The 26,970-nt window shown below is 37.7% G+C and carries 22 protein-coding genes, 1 pseudogene and 1 riboswitch; of the genes and pseudogenes, 12 read left to right on the forward strand and 11 right to left on the reverse strand.

Annotated elements, in window-relative coordinates:
* The first annotated feature begins 18 nt into the window (after positions 1–18).
* Together ACXPAV_RS01395 and ACXPAV_RS01400 are read left to right on the forward strand one after the other, a co-directional pair.
* The gene (locus tag ACXPAV_RS01395; RefSeq protein ID WP_458003789.1) at positions 19–591 is read left to right on the forward strand and encodes an anthranilate synthase component II; all 573 of its coding nucleotides are present in this window, start codon (positions 19–21) and stop codon (positions 589–591) included.
* A gap of 117 nt (positions 592–708) precedes the next feature.
* The gene (locus ACXPAV_RS01400) at positions 709–1,188 is read left to right on the forward strand and encodes a Dps family protein (protein ID WP_013745376.1); all 480 of its coding nucleotides are present in this window, start codon (positions 709–711) and stop codon (positions 1,186–1,188) included.
* A gap of 53 nt (positions 1,189–1,241) precedes the next feature.
* On the opposite strand, the pseudogene ACXPAV_RS01405 reads toward ACXPAV_RS01400, so the two are convergent.
* The 4 genes and pseudogenes from ACXPAV_RS01405 to ACXPAV_RS01420 all read right to left on the reverse strand — a co-directional run.
* Positions 1,242–1,634 (reverse strand): annotated as a pseudogene (locus ACXPAV_RS01405) (IS3 family transposase); the annotation flags it as partial.
* A complete protein-coding gene (locus ACXPAV_RS01410) occupies positions 1,628–1,753 on the reverse strand; it encodes a transposase (RefSeq protein ID WP_143403250.1) in 126 nt (41 codons plus the stop codon). The gene ACXPAV_RS01410 and the pseudogene ACXPAV_RS01405, both read right to left, overlap by 7 nt.
* A gap of 94 nt (positions 1,754–1,847) precedes the next feature.
* The gene (locus ACXPAV_RS01415) at positions 1,848–3,110 is read right to left on the reverse strand and encodes an HlyC/CorC family transporter (protein ID WP_285092910.1); all 1,263 of its coding nucleotides are present in this window, start codon (positions 3,108–3,110) and stop codon (positions 1,848–1,850) included.
* A 71-nt stretch (positions 3,111–3,181) separates the two neighbouring features.
* Positions 3,182–3,985 carry a cytochrome C assembly family protein gene (locus ACXPAV_RS01420; RefSeq protein WP_039094872.1) on the reverse strand — a complete coding sequence of 268 codons (804 nt, stop codon included), beginning with the start codon at positions 3,983–3,985 and terminating at the stop codon, positions 3,182–3,184.
* Between the two features lie 189 nt (positions 3,986–4,174).
* On the opposite strand from ACXPAV_RS01420, the gene ffh reads away from it, so the two are divergent.
* Positions 4,175–5,551: a signal recognition particle protein gene (gene ffh / locus ACXPAV_RS01425; RefSeq protein ID WP_039084124.1), complete on the forward strand. Its 1,377-nt coding sequence runs from the start codon at positions 4,175–4,177 to the stop codon at positions 5,549–5,551.
* Between the two features lie 111 nt (positions 5,552–5,662).
* Here the strand turns inward: ffh and ACXPAV_RS01430 are convergent, their stop codons facing one another.
* From ACXPAV_RS01430 to argA, 5 genes are all read right to left on the reverse strand, one after another.
* Entirely contained in the window at positions 5,663–6,523 is an 861-nt protein-coding gene (locus ACXPAV_RS01430) for a phosphoribosylaminoimidazolesuccinocarboxamide synthase (RefSeq protein ID WP_039084125.1), read from the reverse strand.
* An 82-nt stretch (positions 6,524–6,605) separates the two neighbouring features.
* Positions 6,606–7,217, reverse strand: coding sequence for a 7-carboxy-7-deazaguanine synthase QueE (locus ACXPAV_RS01435; RefSeq protein ID WP_039173726.1), 612 nt, complete (start codon positions 7,215–7,217; stop codon positions 6,606–6,608).
* A complete protein-coding gene (gene queD, locus ACXPAV_RS01440; RefSeq protein WP_458003790.1) occupies positions 7,217–7,645 on the reverse strand; it encodes a 6-carboxytetrahydropterin synthase QueD in 429 nt (142 codons plus the stop codon). Before queD ends, ACXPAV_RS01435 begins: the two co-directional genes overlap by 1 nt.
* Positions 7,629–8,303: a 7-cyano-7-deazaguanine synthase QueC gene (gene queC, locus ACXPAV_RS01445; RefSeq protein ID WP_458003791.1), complete on the reverse strand. Its 675-nt coding sequence runs from the start codon at positions 8,301–8,303 to the stop codon at positions 7,629–7,631. The genes queD and queC overlap by 17 nt, the downstream gene beginning before the upstream one ends.
* A 2-nt stretch (positions 8,304–8,305) precedes the next feature.
* Positions 8,306–8,350, reverse strand: a riboswitch (PreQ1 riboswitch).
* A gap of 100 nt (positions 8,351–8,450) precedes the next feature.
* Positions 8,451–9,776, reverse strand: a complete 1,326-nt coding sequence (gene argA, locus ACXPAV_RS01450) for an amino-acid N-acetyltransferase (protein ID WP_458004376.1) — start codon at positions 9,774–9,776, stop codon at positions 8,451–8,453.
* A 175-nt stretch (positions 9,777–9,951) separates the two neighbouring features.
* On the opposite strand from argA, the gene ACXPAV_RS01455 reads away from it, so the two are divergent.
* The 3 genes from ACXPAV_RS01455 to ACXPAV_RS01465 all read left to right on the forward strand — a co-directional run bounded on the left by ACXPAV_RS01455 (position 9,952) and on the right by ACXPAV_RS01465 (position 14,445).
* Complete coding sequence (locus tag ACXPAV_RS01455; RefSeq protein ID WP_039173719.1) at positions 9,952–10,833, forward strand: VirK/YbjX family protein; 882 nt, start codon at positions 9,952–9,954, stop codon at positions 10,831–10,833.
* Between the two features lie 140 nt (positions 10,834–10,973).
* Positions 10,974–12,416: an SLC13 family permease gene (locus ACXPAV_RS01460; protein ID WP_458003792.1), complete on the forward strand. Its 1,443-nt coding sequence runs from the start codon at positions 10,974–10,976 to the stop codon at positions 12,414–12,416.
* 595 nt (positions 12,417–13,011) lie between these two features.
* Positions 13,012–14,445 (forward strand): cytochrome-c peroxidase, encoded by a 1,434-nt coding sequence (locus tag ACXPAV_RS01465; RefSeq protein WP_458003793.1) that lies wholly within the window; start codon positions 13,012–13,014, stop codon positions 14,443–14,445.
* Between the two features lie 301 nt (positions 14,446–14,746).
* Here ACXPAV_RS01465 and ACXPAV_RS01470 read toward each other — a convergent pair whose 3' ends face one another.
* Together ACXPAV_RS01470 and ACXPAV_RS01475 are read right to left on the reverse strand one after the other, a co-directional pair.
* Positions 14,747–15,814 carry a Gfo/Idh/MocA family protein gene (locus ACXPAV_RS01470; RefSeq protein ID WP_013745358.1) on the reverse strand — a complete coding sequence of 356 codons (1,068 nt, stop codon included), beginning with the start codon at positions 15,812–15,814 and terminating at the stop codon, positions 14,747–14,749.
* Complete coding sequence (locus ACXPAV_RS01475) at positions 15,801–16,517, reverse strand: FadR/GntR family transcriptional regulator (protein ID WP_039169931.1); 717 nt, start codon at positions 16,515–16,517, stop codon at positions 15,801–15,803. The genes ACXPAV_RS01470 and ACXPAV_RS01475 overlap by 14 nt, the downstream gene beginning before the upstream one ends.
* A gap of 156 nt (positions 16,518–16,673) precedes the next feature.
* On the opposite strand from ACXPAV_RS01475, the gene ACXPAV_RS01480 reads away from it, so the two are divergent.
* The 6 genes from ACXPAV_RS01480 (at position 16,674) to gltB (ending at position 26,920) form a co-directional block, all read left to right on the forward strand.
* Positions 16,674–17,774: an ABC transporter ATP-binding protein gene (locus ACXPAV_RS01480; RefSeq protein WP_013745356.1), complete on the forward strand. Its 1,101-nt coding sequence runs from the start codon at positions 16,674–16,676 to the stop codon at positions 17,772–17,774.
* Positions 17,775–17,801: 27 nt separating this feature from the next.
* Positions 17,802–19,151: an ABC transporter substrate-binding protein gene (locus ACXPAV_RS01485; RefSeq protein ID WP_210641428.1), complete on the forward strand. Its 1,350-nt coding sequence runs from the start codon at positions 17,802–17,804 to the stop codon at positions 19,149–19,151.
* Positions 19,152–19,224: 73 nt separating this feature from the next.
* On the forward strand, positions 19,225–20,103 hold the full coding sequence (locus tag ACXPAV_RS01490; RefSeq protein ID WP_210641430.1) for a carbohydrate ABC transporter permease: 879 nt from the start codon (positions 19,225–19,227) through the stop codon (positions 20,101–20,103).
* Position 20,104: 1 nt separating this feature from the next.
* Complete coding sequence (locus tag ACXPAV_RS01495) at positions 20,105–20,938, forward strand: carbohydrate ABC transporter permease (protein WP_210641432.1); 834 nt, start codon at positions 20,105–20,107, stop codon at positions 20,936–20,938.
* A gap of 30 nt (positions 20,939–20,968) precedes the next feature.
* On the forward strand, positions 20,969–22,075 hold the full coding sequence (locus ACXPAV_RS01500) for a Gfo/Idh/MocA family protein (RefSeq protein ID WP_039169940.1): 1,107 nt from the start codon (positions 20,969–20,971) through the stop codon (positions 22,073–22,075).
* Between the two features lie 378 nt (positions 22,076–22,453).
* Positions 22,454–26,920: a glutamate synthase large subunit gene (gene gltB / locus ACXPAV_RS01505; protein ID WP_458003794.1), complete on the forward strand. Its 4,467-nt coding sequence runs from the start codon at positions 22,454–22,456 to the stop codon at positions 26,918–26,920.
* Positions 26,921–26,970 lie beyond the last annotated feature (50 nt).

The following is a 26,970-nucleotide window of genomic DNA, read 5'->3' on the forward strand; positions in this document are numbered from 1 at the left end:
TTGTAGTGAATCCCTGAGATGAACACAAATTTATTAATTATCAATAATCACGATTCTTTTACCTATAATTTAGTGGATTTAATTCGTCAATTTGACGTGCCGTTTTCTGTGGTGAATGTGGAACAGCTAAACCTTTATGAAGTGGACAATTTCAGCCATATTTTGATTTCCCCCGGCCCTGATGTGCCGAATGCTTATCCACAACTGTTTGCGATGTTGGAACGCTATCAGCATAGCAAATCGATTTTAGGGGTTTGCCTTGGGCATCAAACCCTATGCCAGTTTTTTGGTGCAGAGTTATATAACTTGTTAGCAGTACGACATGGACAAGCGAGAAAAATCAACGTGTTGCAGGAAAAATCATCTTTATTTGCAGGTTTACCAGCCCAATTTCAAATCGGGCTTTATCATTCGTGGGCAGTTTCTACAGAACGTTTTCCATCAGAATTAGAAATAACTGCAGTTGATGATGAGAATGTTGTTATGGCTATTCAACATCGTTATTTGCCTATTTATGGCGTGCAATTCCATCCTGAATCTTATATTTCTGAGGGTGGAAGAATATTAATTTCTAACTTTTTGAAAGTTTAAAGCTATTAAAATAGTTAAATTAATAGTTTTAAGCTATAAAATCTATCATTTATATCCATTTTATTTGTAATGAATTAACCTCTATTATACTTGCAACAAAACAAAGGAGAATATTTTATGGCAACAAATATAGGATTAAACAAAGCAACTTCAGAAAAATTAGCACAAGAACTCAATAATTTACTTGCTACTTATCAAGTATTTTATATGAACGTACGCGGTTATCACTGGAACATTAAAGGAGTGAACTTCTTTGAATTACACGCAAAATTTGAAGAAATTTATGATGATTTAGTAGTGAAAGTGGATGAAATCGCAGAGCGTATTTTGACTTTAGGCTACACCCCAAGCAATGCGTTCAGTGAGTATTTAACTAAGTCTTTAATTGAAGAACATACAGGCGTAAGTGCTGCGCAAGACTGTTTGAGTGGCACATTAAGCGGTTTCAAAACCTTGTTAAAACAGCAACGTGAAATCCTCGCCTTAGCTGCCGATGCTGATGATGAAGGTACAGCTTCACAAATGAGTGACTACATCAAAGAGCAAGAAAAATTAGTGTGGATGTTTACTGCAGCTTGTGAAAGTTGCAACAGCTAATTTCCTCAATAAAAAAACACCACTTTTTGATCTGACCCCAAAAAGTTGGACTGTTATTTTAAGGACTGAATTCTGTATTGAACAGGGCTCAGTCCATTTAATTTTAATTGTATTCTTTCCTCATTGTAATAACGAACATATTCTTTGATAACAGATTCAAGTTCTTCAATGCTGTCGAAAGTTTTGCCATAAAAACATTCCACTTTCATCCGACCAAAGAAACTCTCCATCGCGGCATTATCTAAACAATTGCCTTTCCTTGACATACTCTGCACAATATTGTGCTCAGCTAATAACTGTTGATAACTTGCCATTTGATACTGAATACCTTGGTCTGAATGTAATATCGGTGAATCACCCTCAGCCAACCGAGCAATTGCTTGTAACACCATCTGTTTTACTAATCTACCATCTGGATGACGACTACATTGATAAGCACTCAATTCCAATACCTTAATGTGCGTTTAGACACGGTAAATGTACGACAGGTTAAAGAAAGACTTTCCTCGTGTTGAAAGTAGAAATCTACCACTTGTTGTTTAAATGTTTGGTTATATTTAGTCATAAAAAATCTGCACCTCTGTATGTTGTTGGATAATAAGTCCAACTTTTGGGGTGCAGATCATTAAAGAGTGGTGGTATTTTTATCTTCTAAACAATCAACTTAATTTTTTCACTTTAGCCTGTTTAATCATATTATCACTGACTTCCAGAATCTTAATTTTTAAATTACCGATCCTCCATTCTGTACCTTCTTGTGGAATATCTTCCAAATGTTCCAGAATAAAACCGTTGAAGGTTCTGGCTTCATCCGTGTCGAGATGCCAATTAAACATTTTATTTAAATCCCTGATATTAGCCGAGCCATCAATAATGACCGTGCCGTCTGATTGTGGTTGTACTTCGTCTTCAATAGACGGCAAATTAGAGGTAGTAAATTCGCCGACAATCTCTTCTAAAATATCTTCCAACGTAACCAAGCCTTTAATATCGCCATACTCATCAACAACTAAACCGATACGCTCTTTATTATTTTTAAAATTTAATAATTGTGCATTTAAAGTCGTGCCTTCAGGAATAAAATAAATTTCATCAGCGGCGCGCATTAAGGTTTCTTTGGTAAATTCATTGGTATTGGTCATTAAACGATAGGCTTCACGAACACGTAAAATACCCAGTGCATTTTCATCCATATTTTCTTTGTATAAAACAATTCGGCTATGGGCAGCGTGATTTAATTGACGCATAATCGATTTCCAATCATCTTCAATATCAATACCGCTGATTTCATTTCGAGGCACCATAATATCTTCAACGGTGACCTTTTCCATATCTAAAATGGAAAGCAGCATCTGTTGGTGAGCGCGCGGAATAAATTTACCGGATTCGTTCACAATGCTGCGTAACTCTTCTGCACTGATGGAATGAGATTTGATGTCCGGTTTTAGCCCGATTAAACGCATTAAGCCGTTAGTAAAGAAGTTGATAAAATAGACTAACGGTAGGAAGATTTTGATCAGTACCGATAAAATATGACTGCTGAAAAAACCTATTTTTTCCGGATAAATCGCAGCAACAGTCTTAGGAAATATTTCAGAAAAGACTAACATTGCAAAAGTTAGCACACCGGTAGCTATCGCAACACCGGCATCACCGCCCAAGCGTAGACCAATCATTGTGGCGAGAGCAGACGCCATAATATTAACTAAGTTATTAAAAATTAAGATAAAACTTAGAAGAATATCGGTTTTCTTTAATAATTTCTCGGCTTTTTGAGCCCCTCGATTCCCTTTATCTGCAAGATAACGTACACGATAACGATTTAATGAAAGCAAGCCAGTTTCCGAACTTGAGAAATAGGCTGAAAGAATAAGTAACAAAATTAACAGAAAAAATAATGTACTTATGGGGATACTGTCCAAAATAAAATCCTATATTAAGTCAATCATACGGCGTATTTATATTATTGATAAATACGCCACCTAAATTTCATTTACATCACAATCAAACGACTGCCGAAATAAGCGAAAGTGAGCAAAATCATACCTGAAATTGTGTAAATGATCACTCTTTTTCCTCGCCAATGTAATTTGTAATGACCTAATAATAAAATTGCAAAAATAATCCAAGCGATGAAAGAGAAAACCGCTTTTTGAATTTGATCCGCTGAAAAGAAGTTTGGCAGGTAAATGCTACCGCTGATCAAAGTTATAGTAAGTAATGCTTCCCCTAAAATGAGCAGTTGGAACAGCTGTTTTTCTACTTTCATAAGCGATGGGATCATTGGAGAAAAGGTCATTTTTTTCTGTTTTAAATTGCGATCTAACCAACCAAGTTGCAATGCGTATAAAGTGCTGATGGCAAAGACAATATAACTAAAAAGTGCTAATGCAATATGGAATAATAAGCCATTGTTTTCGCTTAAATGTTTGATGAAGCTACCGGGGAAAAATGTTGTCCCGACAATATTTATTACGGAAAAACAGTATACGATAGGTAACACAAACCAAAATGTATTGGTACGCAACATTGCTAATGTTGCTACAAGGCTGACTAAGACGGAAATTAATGAAGAAACATTGAATAGAGTAAAGTTTTGCCCACCAGCAACGAAGAAACTGTTCATTAATCCAATCAAATGCAATACGATTGCTAATATCGCACTATGAAAAACCCACTGCTTTCCTGAACGAGTGATATTGCTGGTTTCTCCCTGTTGGACTTTCATTAATACCGGAGTAATTAATAAGATACTGCTTAAATAAGCAACGATAGCTAACACGCCGATCCACAACATAATTTTTGCTCTCTAAAAAAACATAAGCCTTAAAAAGTTAGCAGTTTTCTATGAATTTTTCCATAGGATTATGTGCAAATGGTGAAAACAGGCAAATTTTCGGTATAATGCCCACTGTTTTTTATCTATTTTTTCGAGTGTTTTTTAGATTGTCATTGTTAACACTCCGTTTCAGAATCAGGATTTTCTATGTTTGAGAATTTATCAGATCGTTTGTCAAGAACATTGCGTAACATTAGTGGCAAAGGTCGTTTAACCGAAGATAATATCAAAGAAACCTTACGCGAAGTACGAATGGCTTTGTTGGAAGCCGATGTGGCGTTGCCGGTCGTTCGAGAATTTATTAATCAAGTTAAAGAACGTGCTTTAGGTGTTGAAGTAAATAAAAGCCTGACACCGGGGCAAGAATTTATCAAAATTGTTCAAGCAGAGCTTGAAAAGGCAATGGGTGAAGCCAATGAAACGCTTAACCTTGCAACACAACCGCCGGCTGTGATTTTAATGGCTGGTTTGCAAGGGGCTGGTAAAACAACCAGTGTCGCTAAATTGGCTAAATTTTTGCAACAGCGTCATAAAAAGAAAGTGATGGTGGTTTCTGCCGACGTTTACCGCCCAGCGGCGATTAAACAGTTGGAAACATTGGCACAGAGTGTTAATGCAACGTTTTATCCGTCTGATGCTTCGCAAAAGCCGGTAGAGATTGTTAAGTCAGCTTTGGCGGAAGCGAAATTAAAGTTTTTTGATGTATTGATTGTCGATACTGCCGGTCGTTTGCACGTTGATGAAGAGATGATGAATGAAATTAAACAGATCCATCAAGTGCTTAACCCGATTGAAACCTTGTTTACCGTTGATGCAATGACCGGGCAGGATGCCGCCAATACAGCTAAAGCGTTTAATGAAGCCTTGCCTTTGACCGGTGTGATTCTAACCAAAGTGGATGGGGATGCACGTGGTGGTGCGGCGTTATCTATTCGTCAAATTACCGGTAAACCGATTAAATTCCTCGGTATGGGGGAGAAAACCGATGCTTTAGAGCCATTTTATCCGGAACGAATTGCCTCTCGTATTCTCGGTATGGGCGATGTGCTTTCTTTGATCGAAGATTTACAACGTAATGTCGATCAGGAAAAAGCCGAAAAAATGGCACAGAAATTTAAAAAAGGGGATGATTTCACCTTAGAAGATTTCCGTGAACAACTGCTCGAAATGAAAAAAATGGGCGGGATGATGTCAATGTTGGATAAATTGCCGGGAATGCAGAATTTACCAGATCACGTGAAAAATCAAGTAGATGACAAAATGTTCCAACGAATGGAAGCAATGATCAATTCGATGACATTTAAAGAACGTCGAAATCCTGCCATTATTAAAGGATCACGTAAACGCCGTATTGCTGCTGGTTCAGGCACACAAGTGCAGGATCTGAACCGTATGCTGAAACAGTTTGAAGAAATGCAAAAAATGATGAAAAAAATGCGTAAAGGTGGAATGGCGAAAATGATGCGAGGAATGCAAGGATTAATGGGCGGTCTTGGAGGAATGGGCGGCTTGTTCCGACGTTAAAGTTAAAAAAACGGATGAAAGATGATGTAGGAGAACAGAAATAGTCATCCGCGCTTATAAAAATCTGCATTTTATTAATTTAAAATGCAGATTTTTTATGAAAAACGCTATTTATTTTGTTAACAGATCAAACGCTTCCTGATATTTTGCTACAGTTTGATCAATAATTTCTTGAGGCACTTTCGGAGCAGGCGGTTGTTTGTTCCAACCACTGTTTTCCAACCAGTTACGAATAAACTGTTTATCGAATGATGGTGGATTAATGCCTTCTTGATAGCTATCAACTGACCAGAAACGGCTTGAATCCGGAGTCAACACCTCATCCATCAGTGTTAATACTCCATTTTCATCTAAACCGAATTCAAATTTAGTATCGCAAATAATAATGCCTTTAGTTAAAGCATATTTCGCAGCAGTAGTGTAAAGAGCAATTGCTTTTTCTTTCACTTGTGCTGCTAAATCTTTGCCGATGAGTTTTTCGCATTCGGCGTAACTGATATTGATATCGTGATTACCAATCTCTTCTTTGCTTGATGGGGTAAAAATTGGTTCAGGCAATTTGCTGGCTTCAACTAAACCTTTCGGCAATACTAAACCACAAATAGAACCTGTTTTTTGATAATCTTTTAAACCGCTGCCGGTTAAATAACCGCGAACGATAGATTCAATTTTGATAGGCGTTAAACGTTTACAAACAACAGCACGTTTTTCGATAGCCTTTGCTTCTGCTTCAGGTAAAACATCATATACAGTGTCGCCTGTGAAATGATTTGGCATAATATGAGCAAGTTTGTTAAACCAAAAATTTGAGATTTGAGTGAGTATTTCCCCTTTGCGTGGAATTGGATCATCAAGAATAACATCAAATGCGGATAAACGGTCAGAAGCTACCATCAACATTCTTTTGTCATCAATTTCATAGAGATCACGAACTTTACCAGAATAAATTTTCTTTAGGCTGATTGTTTGCATAATTAAGATACCTGTTGTGATAAAAAACTGAGCAGAATTATACGCTTATTTATGCAAACTTTCACGCAATCGATTGCTTATTTTATTCAATCCCAACCAATTTATGTGTTTGAATACTAAGCTGCCATTTAATATCAGTATTTTCATTAAGTTGTCCTAACTTACGAATGGTATCCAGTAGATTCATTTCTCCCTGTTGTTCACAAGGCGAAAGATAATAATGTTTTGCTTGAATTTTTTTAGCAATTTCTTGGCAAAAGAGCTGGATATTTTTGTCATCATTCACAATTCTCACCTCATCAGCGTGAGTGATACCGCGTTGTTGATATTTGTGACGATACAGACGTTTCGGACTGGTAGCAATATAATCAATTTGCGGTGGAATCGGTTTTAAACCGTTGGTTTCAATCGCTAGGTAATAACCTAACTTTTTGAAATGGCTTAATAATTTTTCTAAATTTGGTTGAATAGTCGGTTCACCGCCAGTAATAATGATATTTTTTGCTGTAAAAGAAGTAACTTGATTGGCAATCTGTTGTAGTGTCATCAGTGAAAAGGTTTGATAATCGGTATCACACCAAGGGCAGGCTAAATTACATTTGCCGAAACGGATAAAAATAGCAGGCATTCCGGTATTAAAGCCTTCTCCCTGAAGGCTTTCAAAAATTTCAACAATAGCATATTCAGTTTTCATTACTCTTCACCATATTCTGCAAAGGAGGTGGGCGTTTCCCATAAACGAACGGAATGAAGATGAAAACCAACATTTTCCTTTAAGCGTTGAAAAATAAATTGAGCTAAATTTTCAGCGGTAGAACGCATCGGTAAAGCAAAGGTCTTTGAGTTAAGTTGTTGTAATAATTGAGCTATTTTAATTTCTCGTTCACTGCTTTGGTCATAAATAAATGCGTGATCCATTGGAGAAATAATCAGATCGTTGACTACTTTTTTTAAATCAGCAAAATCAATCACCATTCCTTTTTTTGCACCGCTATTTTCAGTTTCGCCGCTGACGATAACTTGTAATTTATAGGTATGTCCGTGAAGATTTTGGCATTTGCCGTCGTGACCGTCTAATAAATGCGCCATATCAAAACTGAATTCTTTAGCGACTTTCAACATTTTTTGCCTCTTTTTCCACTAAATATTCGTTTAAGCCTTTTTCTCGTAATAAGCAGCTTGGGCAGTGGTGGCAGCCGCCTTCGACACCTTCGTAACAAGTGTGCGTGTGTTGCATCACATATTCCAATCTGCCTAATTGATCCGCTAAAGCCCAGGTTTCTTTTTTAGTCAGCCATATTAATGGTGTAATAATGTTGAAACTGTAGTCCATTGCTAAATTAAGGGTAACATTCATTGATTTAATAAAGACATCACGACAATCAGGATAACCGCTAAAATCGGTTTCGCATACGCCGGTAATAATATCGCTAATCCCTTGACCTTTGGCATAGATTGCCGCATAGAGCAGAAACAGCGCATTACGACCATCGACAAAAGTATTAGGCAATTCACCCTGTTTTTGTTGGATGGTTTCGTTGTTATCCATCAACGCATTGTGAGTAATGGACTGCATTAAAGAGAGATCGAGAATGGTCTGTTTCACGCCGAGATCATTGGCTATCCAGCGCGATTTGTCCAATTCAATGCTATGACGTTGACCGTAGTGAAAAGTAATGGCTTCAACATTGCCATTGCCGTAGGTTTGTAGGGCTTGTAGTAAGCAAGTGGTGGAGTCTTGACCGCCAGAAAAAATGACGATTGCTTTTTTGTTTTGCATAAATATTCCTAGTTTTTTTGCGTGGGAGGTTTGCGAACCACGATGAATAAAGGCGGATATTATAGAAAAAAATAGAGGAGATGCGAGATTATTTTAAATTTTGTAGAGAAAATAGCCTATTTGCAGAGAAATAGGCTATCGAGTCAATTATTCTTCTTCTAAAGGTTGAATCAAAATTTTAGAACGGCGTTGATAATTATATTTTTCACGTTTTTCTTGTGGTAAATCTTCAACATTAGCGATTTCAAAACCCCGTTCTTGGAACCAATGAACGGTGCGTGTGGTGAGGACAAACAGTTTTTTGATGCCCAGTGCAACTGCTCGTTTTTGAATATGACTTAATAGAATATCACCTCGTGAAGAGTTGCGATAATCTGGATGTACAGCAACACAAGCCATTTCAGCCATTTTTTCCTCAAAATAAGGGTTTAATGCTGCACAAGCAATAATCACGCCATCACGATCAATAATCGTGTAGTGATCGATTTCCATTTCCAACTGTTCGCGTGAACGTTTGACCAAAATGCCTTGTTGTTCAAGTGGATGAATTAATGCTAATAAATTTGGAATGTCTTTAATATTGGCGATACGCACAATTTCTGAACTTTCTAACGAGATTTGTGTTCCGATACCATCACGAGAGAAAAGTTCTTGTAATAAAGAGCCATCTTCAAGGTAACTCAACAAATGAGCACGTTTTACACCGTTACGACAGGCTTCTAATGCGGTTTGTAGAAAACGCGCTTCAGAACTGTGATAAGCATCTTTTGCGATTAATTGGTGTAAATGCTCTTCTGCAGCAAGAAGAGTTAAATCTGCAATAACTTGCTGATTTTTATCAATAATACCTTGTTTTTCACAAAATCCGATTACTTTTTCTGCTTTCAATTTTATGGCAATTTGTGCTGCCAACTCCTCAAAAGCCAAATTAAAGGTTTCGCCGGTAACAGAAACGCCGATAGGGCTAATTACCACAATAGCATTTCGTTCTAATTGTTGTTTGATTCCTTCACTATCAATTTTCCGTACTTTCCCGCTTAACTGATAGTCAACACCGTCATCAACGCCGATTGGTTGTGCAATGACAAAATTACCACTGACCACATTTGGTACGCCGTTATGCGTAATATTGTTCATTCGCAATGAAAGACGAGCAGTAATGTCGAATTGCAGACAGCCAACGACCTGTTTAACTAAATGCAACGTTTGCTGATCGGTTACGCGGATATTTTTGTGATAACGCTCTGCAATGTGAGCGAGTGTCAAGGCATCGTTGATCTGTTTCCTGGCACCGAAAACAATCACTAATTTTATGCCTAAACTATGTAATAAACTGATGTCGTCAATAATGTTGCTGAAATTAGGGCTGGAAGTGGTGTTGCCGTCAAGCATAATCACGAAAGTTTTATTTCTATGTGCTGTAACATAAGGCGTAGATTGACGGAACCATTGAACAAGTTCTGTGCTGCGAATCATATTAACTTCCTATTTTTGAATAATTATGTAATAAAAATGATTTTATATGCAATTATTATCGGCTTGCAAGGTAATTTTTTAACTTGTTTGCAAATTAGCGTAATACAATTTTACTCTTTTAGTTGAGTTGCATAGAATAGCGCCCAATTTAACGATAAATGAAAAAGAAATTATGACAGAACAACAACCATTTACACATTTTCCAACTGTGCGTGAAATGTATCCTTGGGGGCAGGAACAACGTGTTTTAAAGCAAATTCGCCATATTTTACGCTATTTTTTACGTCGCACTTTGACATATCGTCAAGGTAATCAATTAATTCAGTTTCTGAATCAACATCCGCTTTGGTTGCCGATTTTCCAACGGCAGAAACACCGTTTTCACAGTGTAATGTTTCATTATTGTGATAAGCGTTTTTCGGCACAGCAGCGTGTGCAACAAATTGAGTACAGCTTGTTGCAAATGGAGCGTTTGTTAGGAGAGGAACGTTGCCGGCAACTGATTGCGAACAATTCAATTAAATTGGCTGATTTAGAAAATGGTTTAGGCTTATATCTCAATTTAAATCAAATTGATTTTTATGAAGGCTATTTTTCCATCAATATTCAGGATGGTAGTGAGCAACGTTATTATGATGCTTCATTTGCTTTTATTGAGAATAACCAAATACTTATTGCCAGTATACAAGGCCCTCGAGGTGAAAATGCCTCTGACATCGTCAAATCTTTAACTAAACAGTTACACGGTATGCGTCCGATGTTTTTATTGGTGGAGTGTTTTAAATGGTTGGCACAACATTGGCAAATGCAATTGGTTGGTATTCCTCACCATTATCAAACCAAAATTCGCCTGCACGGCAGCAAAAAAATTTATATGAATTATGATGAATTTTGGCAAGAAAACGGTGCGCAACGTGGTGATAAATATTGGCAATTACCGTTGCAAGTTGAGCAACGTCCACTGGAAGAAATTCAGAGCAAAAAACGGTCGATGTATCGGAAACGTTACCAATTATTCGAGCAGATTGAGCGAGGAATCAAAGAAAATTGTTGACTGTTTCAGAAAAATGAATAAATTGTTAATTATTCCAATAATTTAGCGTTTAAAAATGTGATATAGGGCAGAGTTATCTGCCCTTTTTTCTACTATAATAAGTCGAAGTTATTATTAGGTAGTTTGGAGTATTTGTTGTTATGTCTGATTCGATTTATACATCGCTAAAAAATTTCACTAAGCATCCAATTGCGGAAGTGAGGAAGAGTAAGGTCGGTTTATTTATCTTTTCACTGCTTTTTGGTTGGGCAATGATGAACTGGTTGAGTGATCCGCTTTTTACACAAACACAGAATTATGTCCTGTTTCTTATTTTTTTCGCTATTTCACTGTGGGTAACGGAAGCAATTCCTCCGTTTTCAGTCGGCATTTTGATTATCGGTTTTCTGGTGTTAATTATGGGGCGAAGCGATGCGGAAAATGCGATGCAGTATCTGCAAACTTGGTCAGATAGCGTTATTTGGCTCTTTTTAGGCGGTTTTTTCTTAGCGGAAGCAATGAAAAAAACAGAGTTGGATATTCTGTTGTTAAAACGAATGTTGCCGAAATTCGGTAAAAATCCGCAAAATATCTTGCTTGGCTTGATGGCATTAACTGCGGTGATGTCAATGTTGATGAGTAACACCGCCACTACCGCAATGATGATTGCGACCGTCAGCCCGCTATTTGTGACTTTGGATAAAAAAGCCAATATTTCTCGTGCATTGTTGTTAGGTATTCCGGCGGCGGCTTCCATTGGCGGTATGGCAACTATTATCGGTTCAGCACCGAATGCGATTGCTGTTGGTGCATTGGAAAATATTGGTTATCACATCTCTTTTCTTGAATGGATGTTAATGGGAACGCCAGTTGCTGTTGTGCTAATTTTAGTATTTTGGCGAGTATTAATTAAACGTTATCGCATTAGTGCCAAAGAAAAATTAGAATTCCAATTTCTTCAGGAAGCTAAAGAAATTGAAAATCCTGAAGATGAAAAAGAGCATCGTACACAAAAAACAATTGTGTTGGTGATTTTGGCGGTTACGCTGTTCTTCTGGCTGACTGCAAAATGGTTCGGAATGCCGATTGCTGCCGCTTCTGGTATTCCTATTGTTGGTTTAACAATGCTTGGTGTACTTGATTCGGATGATGTGCGTAAATTGCCGTGGGATACCTTAATGCTGGTTGCCGGTGGTTTAGCATTAGGTTTGGCTATTGAAGAACAAAAAATTGCTACTCATTTTGTGAATCAATTAAGCCACGTTCATATCAGTTTTATGATGTTGTTGATTTTATTTGCATTTATTACTGTTGTGTTATCTAACTTTATGAGTAACACGGCTGCCACCACGATTTTAATTCCAGTTGGCTTATCGTTATTAAAAGTTTTTTCCGGTGATGTTTCTCCGGCAATTTTGCCGTTAGTCATTGGGTTAAGCGCATCGTGTGCGTTATTTTTACCGGTTTCAACACCACCAAATGCTATTGCATTTAGTACTGGCTTAATTCGTCAAGCGGAATTCCGCTTGGGAGGTATTGTGGTTGGTTTACTCGGCCCGGCACTTAGTATTATTTGGGTAATGGTAATAATGGCGGTTTATTAATTCTTGAGTTGTCAAACTTCGTGTAATACCTTATAAGGTGTTTGTTAATCTAAATATTCGTGAGGTCGATGATTGAATTCATCGACTTTTTTCTTGAATCTCCGACTTCATTGATTGCTCTTTTACTGTTCCAACATATCCCCGTAGTAATTTATTTGATTATTATGAGCTATTGAAGGTGTAAAACCATTATCTTTTCCGTGTCTATTAGAAATATGTTTATAATAAGTGTTCATTGTTTAATCCTTATTGAGTTTGGAAATTTAATAATAGATTAAATTAATGAACACTTCTTTTTTATATATTTCAGTTGAGTTTAAAATTTAAGCTATAGAAAATTGAGACGACTATAATTTTTTCTACTTTGAATAAAAATATTTCTATATCAAAAACAAATTTATTTATTAAATTTTATCTTTAAAAGTGCGGTGTTTTTATTTCATATTTTCCATACTAATAACTATACAAAACTATACCTATTAGAGCTATAGGATATGTCAATGAAATTTATTGAGTTCTATCAATATTTTTTTACCCATAATTATGAATACTATGCCGATAATTTCTAACTTTCTATTCTATAAGGGAGAATCTTATGAAACCTCAATCGTGGTTATTTACATTTATTGGTGCAGGTGCCGTCGCTTATCTAGGGACGGTGGCATATATCCACCACTTTGATAAACAAGAAACACAACGCCGTTTGCAAGAAAGCCAAATTACTGATCCTCAGCAACGTGCCGTTGAAACCGTGCTATATAATAATGGCTGTCAATATTGCCATAGTAACAATGCTAATATGCCATTTTATGCAAAATTGCCTATCGCTAGCAGTTTAATGGATAAAGATATTAAGCAAGGGCAATCCCATTTTTTGTTGGATAACATTACCGATTATCTTAATCAACCTCAACGCATTTCTGCGGCGGATTTAGCGAAACTTGAAAGCGTGATCCAAAATAACGAAATGCCTATTCATTCTTTCAAAATAGTACATTGGGGATCTGGTTTAAACGAGCAAGAGAAAGCAATCTTGCTTGATTGGATTCATAAAGTTCGCCAAGAATACCAACTTCCTGCAAACACCTCTGGTACATCAGCAGAACGTTTTGTACAACCTGTGCCACAAAGTTTGCCGGTTAATCCTGCCAAAGTGGAACTAGGTAACGTGCTTTATCATAGCACAGCCTTATCTGGCGATGGGACGATTGCTTGTGCTAGTTGTCATAGTTTAAATACGGGTGGTGTGGATAACCTTGCTACTTCTACCGGAATTAAAGGACAGAAAGGAGGCATTAATGCACCGACTGTCTATAATGCTGTTTTCAACTTTGCTCAATTCTGGGACGGTCGTGCAGCAAATCTAGCCGAACAAGCTGGTGGGCCTCCTTTAAACCCTGTAGAAATGGGAGCAGAAAATTGGCAACAAATTGTTGATAATCTCAACAAAGATAAGTCGCTCAAACAAGCCTTTGAAAAAATTTACCCGGAAGGTTTTAATGAAAAAAATATTACTGATGCCATTGCAGAGTTTGAAAAAACTTTAATCACGCCAAACAGTCCATTCGATCGTTATTTACAAGGTGATGAAAATGCATTAACTGCAACACAAAAAAATGGTTATGCGTTATTCCACCAATATAAATGTGATACTTGTCATACTGGCACTAATTTAGGTGGCCAATCTTATGAATTAATGGGATTAAAAGCAGATTATTTTGCTGATCGCAATAAACCATTAACAGAAGCAGATGACGGTCGCTTTGCTCAAACGAAAAATCCTTATGATAAACATCGTTTTAAAGTGCCTACATTGCGTAATGTTGCACTTACCGCACCTTATTTCCACGATGCAAATGCACAAGATTTAACCCAAGCAGTGGAAATGATGTTGAAATATCAAAGTGGTGTAAGTTTATCAAAAGAGCAAGTGAGCGATATTGTTGATTTCTTACATAGTTTAACGGGAGAATACCAAGGAAAGCCGTTAACAAATGAGAATATACAATCCTCTCAATCAACAAAATAAAGCTTGTCGTTGAAATCTAAAACGAGGTATAACTAGGTAAAAGTGAAAAACATTTAGCTATTATAGATAACGTAATATCATTAAAGCTAAAAGTAAAAATAGGCTAAATACCCATTCAAGCCATTGACAAACCTATGATATTTTATCGTAGGTTTGTTTTTATCATTCAATCTATTAAAAAAGAAAAAATAGAATGTTTGGCTTAATGTTGTTTTGCATTCAGTATGTTTTGTTTGTATAAATAATTAGTAGTTTGATACTTATTAAAAATGTTTTCTTAATGGGTATTTTAATAAGAGATTTAATATTTTACGTTAATTAATTTTTTCTTTTGAATAGATTGGGTTGCAGCCGAAGCAATACAAATTGCTCTTGCTGGAAGTTCGCAAAGAATGCTGTTTTTGTGTTGTTGTAAATGTTCAAAAATACTTTGTGCTTCTAATTCTACAGCACGAGTCAGCCAATAAGGGCAATGTTCATTGGGTTGACCATATTTTTGGATCCCTTTACTACTTTCTCGTAAAGATAGATCAGCCTCAAATTCGTTATACATATTAAATTGTTGGCGTTTGCCGTTAGCGAAAGTGATTGTAACGGTGGAAGTGAAGAAATTAATCATCATTGAGCCTAGTTCACCGTGAATGGCAATATCCCATTTAGGCAAGCGATACGCTGTTCCCATTTCTAAAGAACCGAAAACGCCATTTTTAAATTGTAGCAATAATTGAATAATATCGTGATGGTCAGGCGTTTCTAAATGTGCTCGATTAGTAGATTGTGCAAAAACAGCTTCAACTTCACCAATTAACCAAGCAAGTAAATCTAATTCATGTATTTCATGAAAGAGTTTTCCTCCAGTTAGTTGAATATCATTTTTCCACCAATCTTTTTGAAAAATAGGATTTATCCAGCGTTGGCGATTTGCTCGTACTACCGTTATTTTTCCCAATGTTTGTTGTGTTAATAATTGTTTTGCTTGTTGTAAGCCTGGTAATACACGCAAACAGTGTCCAACAAAAAGCGGTACATTATTTTCTTTTGCCATTTGTATCAGTTGATGGGCATCTTGTTCATTAATCGTGAAAGGTGTTTCAATAAATACGGCACAACCTTTTTGAATGGCAATTTCTGCAAGTTGGCGATGGCTATAATTGTAGGTGGCGATAAGCACGAGGTTGACTTTCTGCTGAGTAAGTAATGTATTTAAATCGGCATAGGCTTGTGTTTTGTATTGTTCGGCGATGTTTTGTGCTAGGTTTATCTGTAAATCGGTTACACCAACCAATTTTGCGGGTAATTTATTAAATACAGAAGCAAGTTGTTGACCGAAGAAGCCACAACCAACAAGAGCAACATTAATATTGTCCATTTTCTTTTTCCTTTTGTTGTAAGCGTTGACGTAGAGTACGAAAATAAAGTAGTACGGCGTGTTGGAAACGGTTAATATCGCGTGCCTCTACAGCATCTACCCATTCACGATAGTGCAACGCTACCTCTTGAGCTGAGAGAGTTATAGTTGGCAAGTTTTCCTCTTGTAAATTGAATATTTGCCAGAAAGCGTCTAGATATTGTGACAAAAGTGGATTATTTATTGCTTGATAGGTCTGTAGTTGAATTTTATATTCTAGTTCGCTAGAGAATAGGTTTTGTCTAGCCAATTGTTGTAATTCTAAGCTTAACTGTTGCAGTTGATCGACCTCTATATCACTAATATTGGCAATAGCAAGCGGAGCAAAACCATATTGCAGAATTTCACGAATATCTAAGATATCTAATAAATATTTTATATTATTTTGTAGTTGTAATTGTGTATGAAAAGCAAGGCTTTGAATCATTGGTGTGAGCGAGGATTCGCTGATAAAAGTTCCTACACCGTGCCGAATATCTAAAATATGCAATGCTTCTAATGATTTAACAGCTTCTCTTAAACTAGATCGGCTGACATTTAAATATTCCATTAGCTCATTTTCAGTAGGCATTAGATCGCCTGCTTTTAAACCTTTATTAAGAATTAATTGTTTAATATCTTCTTGTAAGGCCATATTCTTTACTTTTTTTTCTGATTTTTTCATTTTTGTGATCTTTATCGCAGAAAATTTATGCAATTTAAGACATCATATCTCTAAATCTTAGAGATATGATGTCTTATCTCTATATTGTTTAAATAGTAGCTTATTTTTAACTTTTTGTCAGTTAAATATTAAGTTGAATACGAAGAAGGAAACGTTATGGCAACACTTTCTTTATCACATATTTATAAACGTTATCGTAATGGTTTTGAAGCTGTGAAAGATTTTAATCTTGAAGTGGCAGATAAAGAGTTCATTGCGTTAGTTGGGCCTTCAGGTTGTGGTAAATCAACAACATTAAGAATGATCGCTGGTTTGGAGGATATTTCCGAAGGAGATTTTTCTATTGATGATCGTCGTGTGAATGATGTTGAGCCGAAAGATCGCGACATCGCAATGGTGTTTCAATCTTATGCACTTTATCCTCATATGACTGTTTACGAAAATATGGCGTTTGCTTTGAAATTACGTAACGTTGATAAAGCGGAAATTGACCGCAAAGTGCGTGAGGCGGCAAAAATTTTAGGCTTGGAAGAATTACTCGATCGTAAACCGAAAGCCTTATCCGGCGGTCAGCGACAACGTGTTGCTTTAGGCAGAACTATAGTACGTTCACCGAAGGTCTTTTTGATGGACGAACCACTTTCAAATTTAGATGCCAAGTTGCGCAGTAATATGCGTGCAGAAATTATCCGGATTCATAAAAAACTGAATGCGACCACGATTTATGTGACTCACGATCAAACCGAAGCAATGACAATGGCAGATCGTATCGTTGTGATGAGCGCAGGAATTGTACAGCAAATCGGTACACCGAAAGAGATTTATGATAATCCTGCAAATTTGTTTGTTGCCGGATTTATCGGCGCACCGACAATGAACTTTTTAAAAGGTCGGTTGGAGAATCATTCTTTCGTTACTTCGGATCATTATCAGCTAGCTATTCCTGATGAAATCTGGCAACAACTCGTGGCATTAGGTCAAGAGGGGAAAGAGGTCGTTTTAGGTATTCGTCCGGAGAATGTTTCTAATGAGCCGTTATTACTCGGTTCTTATCAGAATGCGAGAGTTTCGGCACCGGTATATGTCGCAGAATTGTTAGGTGCAGAATATATCGTGCATACCAGTTTGGGCAATCAACCGATAAAAGCGATTGTTCATTCGCGGCAAAAAATTGAAATGGAGCAGCAAATCACACTTGCGTTTGATATGAAGCGAGCACATTTCTTTGATCCAACCACAGAGCAAGCCTTGTTGTAATCGCTCTTAATATATATGAGGTGAGTTATGAAATTCAAAAAATTATTAACTGTTGCAGCATCTGTGGTGTTCGCCACATTAGTGCTAAATGGCTGTAAAGATGAAAAATCACAAACTACGAATACAAATGTGAGTACAGAACCATCGGAGTTAGCTGGTGATATTACGATGTGGCACTCTTTTACTCAGGGGCCACGCTTGGAAATTATCCAACAGGCAGCGAATGACTTTATGCAAAAGAATCCGAAGGTCAAAATTAAAATTGAAACCTTTTCTTGGAATGATTTTTATACCAAATGGACAACAGGATTAGCTTCAGGAAATGTGCCGGATTTGAGTACCGCATTACCGAATCAAGTTGTTGAGATGATTAATGTTGAAGCATTATCTCCAATTAATGATTTGATTGATGATTTAGGTCGAGATAGATTTTCCACGGCTGCAATCAATGAGGGGACTGTAGGAGAGAATAATTATTCGCTTCCTTTGTATTCTCACGCGCAAGTGATGTGGATTAGGAAAGATTTATTGGAGAAAAATGGATTATCCGTGCCGAAAACGTGGGATGAGTTGTATCAGGCAGCTAAGGCATTAACTAAAGATGGGGTATATGGTCTATCTGTGCCAATGGGGACGAATGATTTTATCGCAACTCGCTTTTTGAATTTATATGTGAAAAGCCGTGGCGGTAGTTTGCTTACTAAAGATCTAAAAGTGGACCTCACCAGTGAAATTCCACAAGATGGTATTAAATACTGGGTGAAAATGTATAAAGAAACTTCACCGAAAGATTCTATTAATTACAATGTATTACAACAAGCCACTCTGTATTACCAAGGAAAAACCGCATTTGACTTTAATTCCGGTTTCCAGATTGGCGGTGTTCAAGCAAATACACCACAGTTATTAGATTTTGTTGATGCTTACCCAGTACCAAAAATGAATGTGAATGATCCTGATTATGGTTTGGAAACAGCGAATATTCCTTTAGTGGTTTGGAAACATTCAAAACATCCTGAAATTAGTAAAGCCTTTATTAAAACACTTTATGATAAAGATCGTTATATTAAATTTCTTGCTTCAGTTCCGGTAGGAATGTTGCCGGCGCTTAAAGATATTGCGAATGAACCGGCTTATAAAGATAACCCAATGGTGAAGAAATTTGCTCACGCAGAAAAAGTGATTTCCGATGCAGTACAAACCGGCACCGCAATTGGATATGAATATGGACCAACCGTACAAGGCGGTTTATTGACAAATCAGCACATTATTGAAGCAATGTTCCAAGATATTGTGGTTAATGGTACAGATCCGATGGTAGCCGCTAAAAAAGCAGAAGATCAGCTAAATACTTTATTTGAAACGGTTGCTCAATAAATTCTAGGGCGGTTATCGCCGCCCATTATCCTCAAAGTAGATACAGATTCTCAGTAACTGAGAAGGGGGTTTTATGTATCAAAAAAACTATACAAGGTGGATTTTTGTCCTGCCTGCGATGATAGTGGTATCGGTATTATTCGTCTATCCATTCTTATCAAGCATTTTTTACAGCTTTACCAATAAGAATTTGATTATGCCGAACTGGAAGTTTGTTGGATTTGATAATTATATAGCGGTAATTAACGATCCTAGTTTTTGGTTAGCATTTTTTAATTCAATCTTATGGACAGTATTTTCTTTGGTTGGACAAGTATTGGTTGGGTTTGCACTAGCAATGGCATTACATCGTATTCGTCATTTGCAATGGTTATACAAAATCTTATTAATTATTCCGTGGGCATTTCCAACTATTGTTATTGCCTTTTCTTGGCAATGGATTTTAAACGGTGTATACGGCTATTTGCCGAATATGATTGTGAAACTCGGATTAATGGATATTGCACCGCACTTTCTTTCTGATAGTACTTGGGCTTTTGTCAGCTTGGTGTTTATTAACGTTTGGTTTGGCGCACCACTGATTATGGTGAACGTTTTATCCGCCTTGCAAACCGTACCACAAGAACAATACGAAGCGGCGAAGATTGACGGTGCAAATGCGTGGCAAGTGTTCCGTCACATTACACTTCCACATATCAAAGTGGTAATTGGATTATTAGTGGTGTTACGCACGGTTTGGGTGTTTAACAACTTTGACATTATCTATCTCATCACGGGTGGTGGGCCAGCTAACTCAACAATGACCTTACCTATCTTTGCCTACAATATGGGTTGGGGAACCAAAATGCTTGGTCGTTCTTCTGCGGTAACGGTGCTGCTATTTATCTTCCTATTACTTATTTGCTTTATCTATTTCAAAGTGATTAGCCGTTGGGAAAAAGAGGGGGAATAAAATGAAAACGAAAAAATCTATTTTAGGTGATATTGTTGCACATCTGTTTTTATTAATTGCAACAGTAGTTGCAGTATTTCCTTTAGTCTGGATTATCATTTCTTCTATCAAAGGTAAAGGTGAATTAACCAGTGAACCCACCCGTTTTTGGCCAAAGGTGTTTACCTTGGACTATTTTGAACACGTGATTAACGACTTACATTTTATCGTTAATATTCAAAATAGTTTGGCTATTGCCTTAATTACAACATTAATTGCTATCATCATTTCAGCAATGGCGGCTTATGGCATTGTTCGATTTTTCCCGAAATTGGGGGCAGTAATGTCAAAATTATTGGTTACTACCTATATTTTTCCACCAATTCTATTGGCAATTCCTTATTCCATCGCAATGGCGAAAGTTGGACTAACCAATACAATGACAGGGCTTATTGTGGTCTATCTCTCATTTAGTGTGCCTTATGCGGTCTGGTTGTTGGTTGGATTTTTCCGAACCGTTCCTATCGAAATTGAAGAAGCTGCACGGATTGATGGTGCAAATAAATTTACCGTGTTTTTCAAAATTGTATTGCCATTAGTTGCGCCCGGCATTGTAGCAACGGCAATTTATACCTTTATTAATGCGTGGAATGAGTTCTTATATGCTCTTATTTTAGTAAACGATACGAGCAAAATGACAGTAGCGGTAGCATTACGTTCATTAAATGGTGCAGAGATTTTAGATTGGGGCGATATGATGGCGGCTTCTGTCTTGGTTGTGTTGCCGTCCGTGCTGTTCTTCACCTTTATCCAGAACAAAATTGCAGGTGGGCTTTCTGAAGGCTCAGTGAAATAAACTTATATCTATTCTTTTAGGAGAAATAAAATGACAAATTATGCTGTGATTGGTGTCGGCTATTTTGGTGCAGATTTAGCCAGAATTATGAATGAAAATGATGATGCAAAAGTGGTGGTTGTTTATGATCCAGAAAATGGTAAAGCAGTCGCTAAAGAATTAGGTTGTGAAGCAGCCGATTCGTTAGAGGATGCAGTATCTCGTGCGGATGTGGATTGTGTGATTGTGGCAACACCGAATTACTTACATAAAGAACCCGTATTACTTGCAGCAAAATATAAAAAACACGTTTTTTGTGAAAAGCCGATTGCACTAAGTTATCAAGACTGCGATGAAATGGTCAGAGCCTGCGAGGAGAACGGCGTAGTCTTTATGGCAGGGCATATTATGAATTTCTTTAATGGCGTGCATCACGCTAAAGAGTTGATTAACCAAGGTGTGATCGGGAAAGTACTTTATTGCCATACTGCACGTAATGGTTGGGAGGATGTTCAGCCTTCTATTTCTTGGAAAAAAATGAGAGAAAAATCAGGCGGACATTTATATCACCATATTCACGAATTGGATTGTGTTCAATTTTTAATGGGGGGAATGCCGAAAACGGTTACGATGACAGCAGGAAATGTCGCTCATCAAGGAGAACAATTTGGTGATGAAGATGATATGTTATTTCTTAATCTTGAATTTGATGATGGAAGATTTGCTATATTGGAATGGGGATCAGCTTTCCGCTGGGGGGAACATTATGTGCTGATTCAAGGGGAAAAAGGTGCGATTAAATTAGATATGTTCCATTGTGGTGGCACCTTACGCGTGGACGGCAAAGATAGCCATTTTTTGATTCACGAAAGCCAAGAAGAAGATGATGATCGTACCAGAATTTATACCAGTACAGAAATGGACGGTGCAATTCAATATGGGCATCCCGGCAAACGTACACCGCTTTGGCTTAATTCCGTAATGCGTAAAGAAATGAAATACTTAAATGACATTATGCACGGTATGAAACCAAGTAAAGAATTTGAAAAATTGCTTACTGGAGAGGCAGCAAGAGCGGCGATTGCCACTGCAGACGCTTGTACTAGATCCAGATATGAAAATCGAAAAGTGGAATTAAGTGAAATTCTGCATTCATAATCAGTAAATTTCATTGTGTTAATCAAATAGCCAACAATACCTCTGAGTTGTTGGCTATTTTTTTATAATTTGATTTCAGATTGATAGATCTATGAATACTTGGTATTAACACCATTTTCGGTAAAAGAGATTGTCTCAAGGAGATACTGAAGGGAAATTTTAATATTCAAACATCAAAGTATTTGAGAATAATTCTCATCTAATGAAAAGAGAATTTATTAACTAAACCATAAATAAAATGATTAAAAATAAGATAAAGATTAATAAAAAAAGAAAGTTGATAAAATTTATCAAAAATATTTTGCTACCGTTGGTATTTTTTGGTATGTTCAAAACCCTCTTACAATAATAAAACAAACACAACATTAAGGAATCCATATGCTTTATAACAAAGATGAAGTTCGTGAGAACTGTGGCTTTGGCTTAATTGCCCATCTTGAAGGTGAGCAAAGCCATAAAGTTGTGCGTACAGCGATTTTAGGTTTATCCAGAATGCAGCATCGCGGTGCGGTGTTGTCCGATGGTAAAACCGGTGATGGCTGTGGTTTGCACTTGCAAATGCCGAAACGGTTTTTTCATTTTATTGCTGAAGAACAGGGATTTAAATTAAATAAAAATTTTGGTGTCGGACAGATCTTTTTCCCGACAGATCCACAGTTGATCGAGCAATATCAAGCAATTATCAAAGAAGAATTAACGAAAGAAACGCTGACAATTACAGCTTGGCGTGATGTTGCCATTAATCCTGCCGTATTGGGATCTATTGCGGCGGCAAGTTTACCGGCAATTAAGCAGGTTTTTGTTAATGTTCCTGCCGGTTGGGGTATAAAGGATATGGAACGCCGCTTATTTATGGCGCGTCGTCGTATCGAAAACCGCATTGATCATCCTGATTTTTATATCTGTAGCTTTTCAAGCCAAATTATCATTTATAAAGGCTTATGTATTCCGAAAGATTTGCCGAAATTCTATCTTGATTTGGCTGATTTACGTATGGAAAGTGGGATTTGTTTATTCCATCAACGTTTTTCAACCAATACTTTACCAAAATGGAAATTGGCGCAGCCATTCCGTTATTTAGCACACAATGGTGAAATCAATACTATTTCCGGTAACCGTGCGTGGGCAAGAGCACGTGCTTATAAATATCACACTCCACTTATTCCTGATTTACAGACTATTGCACCTTTTGTGAATGAAACCGGATCAGACTCCAGTTCTTTAGACAATATGCTGGAATTGTTTGTGAACGGTGGTATGGATTTATTCCGTGCAATGCGTTTGCTTATTCCGCCTGCGTGGCAACATAATCCGGATATGGATGATGATTTGAGAGCATTCTATGACTTTAACTCAATGCATATGGAGCCTTGGGACGGTCCGGCAGGCATTGTATTGAGTGATGGTCGACAAGTTGCTTGTAACCTTGATCGTAACGGTTTGCGTCCGGCACGTTATGTCATCACACAGGATAAATTGATTACAATCGCCAGTGAGGTGGGGATTTGGGATTATGCACCGGATGAAGTCATTGAAAAAGGTCGTATCGGACCGGGAGAGTTATTGGTCATCGATACCGAACACGGTAAATTAATTCATTCTCAAGAGATTGATAAAGAGTTGAAAGAACGTCATCCATACCGTGAATGGTTGGAGCGTAATGTTCACCGTTTAGTACCGTTTGAAGAGATACCTGATGAGAAGATTGGCAAGGCGGAATTTTCGCCACAACAGCTCCTCACCTATCAAAAACAATTCGCTTATAACAAAGAAGAATTAGAAAGTTTATTACGTGTACTGGGAGAAAATGGTCAAGAAGCAGTTGGTTCAATGGGAGATGACACACCATTTGCTGTGTTATCTACTCATCCACGAGTAATTTATGACTATTTCCGTCAGTATTTTGCACAGGTTACCAATCCACCTATAGATCCGCTTCGTGAAGCACACGTGATGAGTCTTAATACCAGTATTGGTCAGGAGATGAGTGTTTTCTTTGAAACGGAAGGGATGTCTCATCGTGTAAATTTTAAATCACCGGTATTGCTTTATTCTGATATGCAGCAATTGCTCGCTTTATCACAGGAATACTACAAACACGAAATTTTGGATGCAACTTATGAGCCTAAATCGGTTGGTTTAAAACAGGCGATAGAAGAGTTGGCAGACAGAGCCGAGCAGGCGGCCCGCAACGGTACTGTATTGCTGATTTTATCGGATCGTGGAATTTCTCCGCCTAGAGTGCCGATTCCGGCAGCATTGTCTGTTGGTGCGGTGCAACAACGTTTAGTAGAAAAAAATCTTCGTTGTGATGCCAATATTATTGTTGAAACTGGTTCAGCGCGAAATCCTCATCATTTCGCGGTTTTATTAGGATTAGGAGCGACTGCAGTTTATCCGTATCTTGCATACGAAAGTTTAAGTGAAATGGTGGCAGGTGGTGCGATTACTAAACCACTACGCACTGTTTTGTTGAACTTTCGCAAAGGAATTGACAAAGGGCTTTATAAAATTATCTCCAAGATGGGGATTTCAACTATTTCATCTTATCGTTGTGCACATTTATTTGAAGCGGTTGGTTTTAATAAAGAGATTGTTGAATTATGTTTTAAACGGATTACTTGCCGTATTGAGGGTGCTTCTTTTGCTGATTTGGATCAGGATATGCAGTGTTTGCAACGTGATGCGTGGCGTGCAAGCCAAGCATTGCCGACAGGCGGTTTGTTGAAGTATAAACCTGACGGTGAATATCACGCTTATAATCCTGAGGTAGTGAACTATTTACAACAGGCAGTAAACAGTGGTGATTATCGAATTTATCAGAAATATGCTGATACCGTTAATAACCGTCCAGTGGCAACTATCCGTGATTTATTACAATTAAATATTGATGAAAGCAAGGCGATTGCGGTTGATAAAGTTGAGCCGGCAGAAAATCTATATAAACGTTTTGATACTGCGGCGATGAGTATTGGCGCATTAAGTCCTGAAGCTCACGAAGCTTTGGCGATAGCAATGAATCGTCTTGGTGGCTATTCCAATTCAGGTGAAGGTGGAGAAGATCCTCGTCGTTATGGCACAGAAAAAGTTTCCCGAATTAAACAAGTGGCATCTGGTCGATTTGGTGTAACACCAGCATACTTAATGAGTGCGGATGTGATTCAGATTAAAGTTGCTCAAGGCGCAAAACCGGGTGAAGGCGGTCAATTACCGGGCGACAAAGTAACGCCTTATATTGCTCAATTGCGTTATGCTGTGCCGGGATCAACATTGATCTCTCCACCGCCTCATCACGATATTTATTCAATCGAAGATTTAGCGCAATTAATATTTGATTTGAAACAGATTAATCCTAAGGCATTGATTTCTGTGAAATTAGTGTCTTTACCGGGTGTTGGCACAATCGCAACTGGTGTTGCTAAGGCTTATGCCGATTTAATTACAATTGCCGGTTATGATGGTGGTACGGGAGCAAGTCCGTTATCCAGTGTGAAATATGCCGGTTCTCCTTGGGAGCTGGGATTGGCAGAAGCTCAACAGGCATTAGTTGAAAATAATCTTCGTCATAAAGTTCGTTTGCAAGTTGATGGCGGATTGAAAACTGGTTTAGATGTGATTAAAGCGGCTATTTTGGGTGCGGAAAGTTTTGGTTTTGGTACTGGTCCGATGATTGCATTAGGTTGTCGTTATCTCAGAATTTGTCATTTAAATAACTGTGCAACCGGTATTGCAACTCAAGATGAAAAATTGCGTAATGAGCATTATCACGGCTTGCCGGAAAAAGCGATGAATTACTTTAAATTTATTGCACAGGATGTGCGTGAATGGCTGGCAAAATTAGGTGTTGAAAAATTAACGGATTTGATTGGACGTACTGATTTATTAACGATTATTGAGGGGAAAACCACAAAACAGCGCGGTTTAGATTTACAGAAATTGTTGTATGCACCGCAAGTGCCAGCAGGCAGTGCAAGATATTGTACGCAAAGTAATCCACCTATGGATAAGGGATTACTGAATAAAGCAATTTTGAAAGAAGTTGGTGATGCGTTTGATTATAACGATGAACAGCATCTTGATTTGACCTTTGATGTTAATAATACAGATCGTTCTGTCGGTGCAACCTTATCCGGTATGATTGCGAATAAATATGGTAATAACGGTCACGCACGCAAGAAAGTGGATATTCGCTTAAACGGTACAGTTGGACAAAGTTTTGGAGTATGGTTAGCTGGCGGTGTGAGCTTATATTTGACTGGTGATGCCAACGACTACGTCGGTAAAGGTATGGCTGGAGGAAAAATTGTTATTCGTCCTCATACAGGAGTAAGTTTTAAAGCTGAATTATCGACAATTGCTGGTAATACTTGTCTTTATGGTGCGACAGGAGGAAGTTTATTTGCCTCCGGTCGTGTCGGTGAACGTTTTGCAGTGCGTAACTCTGGCGCAACTGCGGTGGTTGAAGGCATTGGGGATAATGGCTGTGAATATATGACTGGCGGAGTGGTTTGTGTGTTGGGTAAAACTGGTATTAATTTCGGTGCAGGTATGACGGGTGGTTTTGCCTATGTACTTGATGTTGATGGTAAATTCCGTAGTCGTATTAATCCTGAATTAGTGGAAGGATTATCGATTGTCGAGTTGCCTACTTATCAGGAACATTTGCGCGGATTATTGGTGCATCATCACGATGAAACCCATAGCCCGTTAGCGGAACGCATTTTGAATAATTGGAGTGATTATGCTGATAAATTTGTATTGGTGAAACCAAAAGCCAATGATCTTAATGCGTTATTAGGGCATCAACGCCGCACCGTCAATGAACTTGGTGTGGTAACGCAGTAATTTTCCATCGTCCGGGAGAAATCCCGGGCGCTCTCAGACAAATAAAAGGA

The organism is Gallibacterium sp. ZY190522 (assembly GCF_054166015.1).

Excerpts from the sequence above, each read along its gene's own strand:
- ACXPAV_RS01395 (WP_458003789.1), top strand. The coding sequence starts at position 19 with ATGAACACAAATTTATTAATTATCAATAATCACGATTCTTTTACCTAT.
- ACXPAV_RS01400 (WP_013745376.1), top strand. The coding sequence starts at position 709 with ATGGCAACAAATATAGGATTAAACAAAGCAACTTCAGAAAAATTAGCA.
- ACXPAV_RS01410 (WP_143403250.1), bottom strand. The coding sequence starts at position 1,753 with ATGACTAAATATAACCAAACATTTAAACAACAAGTGGTAGATTTCTAC.
- ACXPAV_RS01420 (WP_039094872.1), bottom strand. The coding sequence starts at position 3,985 with ATGTTGTGGATCGGCGTGTTAGCTATCGTTGCTTATTTAAGCAGTATC.
- ffh (WP_039084124.1), top strand. The coding sequence starts at position 4,175 with ATGTTTGAGAATTTATCAGATCGTTTGTCAAGAACATTGCGTAACATT.
- ACXPAV_RS01430 (WP_039084125.1), bottom strand. The coding sequence starts at position 6,523 with ATGCAAACAATCAGCCTAAAGAAAATTTATTCTGGTAAAGTTCGTGAT.
- ACXPAV_RS01435 (WP_039173726.1), bottom strand. The coding sequence starts at position 7,217 with ATGAAAACTGAATATGCTATTGTTGAAATTTTTGAAAGCCTTCAGGGA.
- queD (WP_458003790.1), bottom strand. The coding sequence starts at position 7,645 with ATGTTGAAAGTCGCTAAAGAATTCAGTTTTGATATGGCGCATTTATTA.
- queC (WP_458003791.1), bottom strand. The coding sequence starts at position 8,303 with ATGCAAAACAAAAAAGCAATCGTCATTTTTTCTGGCGGTCAAGACTCC.
- ACXPAV_RS01455 (WP_039173719.1), top strand. The coding sequence starts at position 9,952 with ATGACAGAACAACAACCATTTACACATTTTCCAACTGTGCGTGAAATG.
- ACXPAV_RS01460 (WP_458003792.1), top strand. The coding sequence starts at position 10,974 with ATGTCTGATTCGATTTATACATCGCTAAAAAATTTCACTAAGCATCCA.
- ACXPAV_RS01465 (WP_458003793.1), top strand. The coding sequence starts at position 13,012 with ATGAAACCTCAATCGTGGTTATTTACATTTATTGGTGCAGGTGCCGTC.
- ACXPAV_RS01470 (WP_013745358.1), bottom strand. The coding sequence starts at position 15,814 with ATGGACAATATTAATGTTGCTCTTGTTGGTTGTGGCTTCTTCGGTCAA.
- ACXPAV_RS01475 (WP_039169931.1), bottom strand. The coding sequence starts at position 16,517 with ATGAAAAAATCAGAAAAAAAAGTAAAGAATATGGCCTTACAAGAAGAT.
- ACXPAV_RS01480 (WP_013745356.1), top strand. The coding sequence starts at position 16,674 with ATGGCAACACTTTCTTTATCACATATTTATAAACGTTATCGTAATGGT.
- ACXPAV_RS01485 (WP_210641428.1), top strand. The coding sequence starts at position 17,802 with ATGAAATTCAAAAAATTATTAACTGTTGCAGCATCTGTGGTGTTCGCC.
- ACXPAV_RS01490 (WP_210641430.1), top strand. The coding sequence starts at position 19,225 with ATGTATCAAAAAAACTATACAAGGTGGATTTTTGTCCTGCCTGCGATG.
- ACXPAV_RS01495 (WP_210641432.1), top strand. The coding sequence starts at position 20,105 with ATGAAAACGAAAAAATCTATTTTAGGTGATATTGTTGCACATCTGTTT.
- ACXPAV_RS01500 (WP_039169940.1), top strand. The coding sequence starts at position 20,969 with ATGACAAATTATGCTGTGATTGGTGTCGGCTATTTTGGTGCAGATTTA.
- gltB (WP_458003794.1), top strand. The coding sequence starts at position 22,454 with ATGCTTTATAACAAAGATGAAGTTCGTGAGAACTGTGGCTTTGGCTTA.